Origin of the sequence: Methylobacterium nigriterrae, from assembly GCF_037106235.1 — a bacterium.
In the GTDB taxonomy this organism is placed as follows: Bacteria; Pseudomonadota; Alphaproteobacteria; order Rhizobiales; family Beijerinckiaceae; genus Methylobacterium; species Methylobacterium nigriterrae.
This window is the reverse complement of the sequence record NZ_JBAWTG010000687.1, coordinates 1-307: the sequence shown is the minus strand read 5'-3', so window position 1 is coordinate 307 and position 307 is coordinate 1. Positions and strand designations below refer to the sequence as shown.

The 307-nt window shown below is 74.9% G+C and carries 1 pseudogene; it reads left to right on the top strand.

Annotation, left to right across the window (positions count from 1 at the left end):
• Positions 1 to 307 (top strand): annotated as a pseudogene (locus WDW90_RS38730) (chemotaxis response regulator protein-glutamate methylesterase); the annotation flags it as partial.

Sequence of the window (307 nt, the reverse complement as noted above, 5' to 3'; positions counted from 1 at the left end):
GCACCCGACGCCGATCGTGGTGGTGGCGGATGCGGTCGAAGATTCCTCGCTGCGCATCTCGATGAATGCCCTGCGGGCGGGCGCCCTCTCGGTGGGTGAGAAGCCCGTCGCCACGACCCATGCCGGCTACGACGCGGTGGCGGGAGAGATCTGCACCCAGCTGCGCATCATGGCGCAGGTGCCGGTGATCCGCCGCCGCCCGAGCGGCACGGAATGGGCGGGCCGCGTCAGCGCGGGGGCCCCCGCGCCCGTGCGGGGGCCGGCGCCGTCCGACCAGCCGAGCGTGCTCGCCATCGCCGCCTCGACC